This window comes from Synechococcus sp. H60.3, from assembly GCF_047462295.1.
Taxonomy (GTDB): Bacteria; Cyanobacteriota; Cyanobacteriia; order Thermostichales; family Thermostichaceae; genus Thermostichus.
In genome coordinates this window covers 1-1,580 of the sequence record NZ_JANSIY010000200.1, presented here as the reverse complement: position 1 = coordinate 1,580, position 1,580 = coordinate 1, and the positions used below count along the sequence as shown (strand labels likewise).

The 1,580-nt window shown below is 56.2% G+C and carries 1 protein-coding gene and 1 pseudogene; one reads left to right on the top strand and one right to left on the bottom strand.

Annotation, left to right across the window (positions count from 1 at the left end):
• Positions 1-536 (bottom strand): annotated as a pseudogene (locus NW841_RS12750) (RNA-guided endonuclease TnpB family protein); the annotation flags it as partial.
• Between the two features lie 373 nt (positions 537-909).
• Between NW841_RS12750 and NW841_RS12745 the strand changes: the two are divergent.
• Positions 910-1,311 (top strand): septal ring lytic transglycosylase RlpA family protein, encoded by a 402-nt coding sequence (locus NW841_RS12745; protein WP_414364939.1) that lies wholly within the window; start codon positions 910-912, stop codon positions 1,309-1,311.
• Positions 1,312-1,580: the final 269 nt, after the last annotated feature.

Here is a 1,580-nt window from a genome sequence, read left to right as displayed (position 1 = left end):
GTGTCTTGTGGCTCCGGTGGGTCGTGCTCCACGCAAATCTGGATGTAGTAAGAACCGTCTTGGCGTTTGATGAGCGTGGCCGATTTGGGATTGGTGCCTGCCAACACGCCCCGCTGGTAGTTGCCCATTGCCAATTCAAAGCGTTCCCGCCCCTCAACGGTGGTCAGCGACACCGTCCAGTCTTTTTCCCGGAAAGAGAAGATGCGGGCATCGTAGGTAACAAATCCGCCCTTGAACGCTTTAACTGAACGGTTTTTCTGTTGGGCAATCTTACGTGCAGCGGCCAACCTTCTTCTGCACACCTGTTGTGCCAGGTTGCTGGATAGTCCAAAGCGGGTACGAATTTCGCGGTAGCAGAGCGATTGGAGCTTGACGGCGTTGACTATCTTCTCTGGCGTGCTTTGGTTGACCCAGTAAGGCCTCCGGCCCGCTGGCGCGAGCAAGGCTCGCGCAAAAGCATCAAGTGTCGCCTCCAGCTTGGCGGCTTGCGACACAGACACCTTGAGCTTGCAGGAGATAGTCAGGACTTGGGCCATGTCACAGTTATCCGTCGTCCGCATTCCTCCCGCCCCTGACCGGCCCCCCTCCCCCCGTATACGGGGGTACAGGGCGGGGCTCCTGCGGTTTCTAGCTGAAAAGGCAGCCCACCCCAGGAGTCTGCTGGAAACACTCTAGCTCAGCCCCTAACGAAGCCTGCAGAATGTAGAGAACTATGTAGAAATTGATACAGTGGTTTGCATTTCTCCGGGATCCCCTCGCCCCACGGAGCCGGGCCGGATTCTAGGAGCATTGCCCCCACCCAAGCCTACTGACTTCAGCCGAAGGATCCCTCTGGGGAACCCGGGATCGGTGGGGCTCGTCAGTGTATTCCCGGACACGTTTTTGGGAGACTTTGACGAGGAAAAACGGATGATCGATTGGTTGACCGGTGCTTTGATTGCATTGTTGCCGCCTGTTCCAGGGGAAGGGGAACACATGGTGGTGAGCCACTATGGCCAATTGCCTCCTGGCCAGAGCTGGAATCGACTCAAGGATGGCAGCGTCTTTCGACCTGAGCAGGACTTTGTTGCCGCCCATCGCACTTTGCCCATTGGCACGCGCTTGTTGTTGACCAATCCCGAGGATCCCAGGCGCAGAGTGGTGGTGGATGTTCTGGATCGGGGCCCCTTTGTTCGCGGTCGAGATCTGGACATTTCGACGGCTGCCGCTCGTGAGCTAGGCATTTACGAGCAGGGAGTGGCGAAAGTAGAGGTGCGTCTGTTGCCTCCCCAGGAAGTTCCTCTCTCCGGCCTTTTGATGAGCCTAAGGTAGAAATTGCTGGGCAAAAATAACTACTAGAATCGGCTCCCGATGGGGAGAATCTGCCCAGGATAAACGACTCCCGACACTCATCTTCGTTGAGTAAACACAACTCATCAAATAGAGTACGGGCTTCACGCTTCACAGACTTGTTTGTACAGAGGTCTCAGCGTGCTGCCACCGTGCGACCCACGGCGAGAAACTCTCCAGAGATTTAACTTGTTCGCCTCAATTGCAGCACGAACGGCTTTCATCGCGACACTGATTGGCTCTTGAGCCAA

Coding starts and splice junctions, on each gene's coding strand:
- NW841_RS12745 (WP_414364939.1), top strand. CDS start 910: ATGATCGATTGGTTGACCGGTGCTTTGATTGCATTGTTGCCGCCTGTT.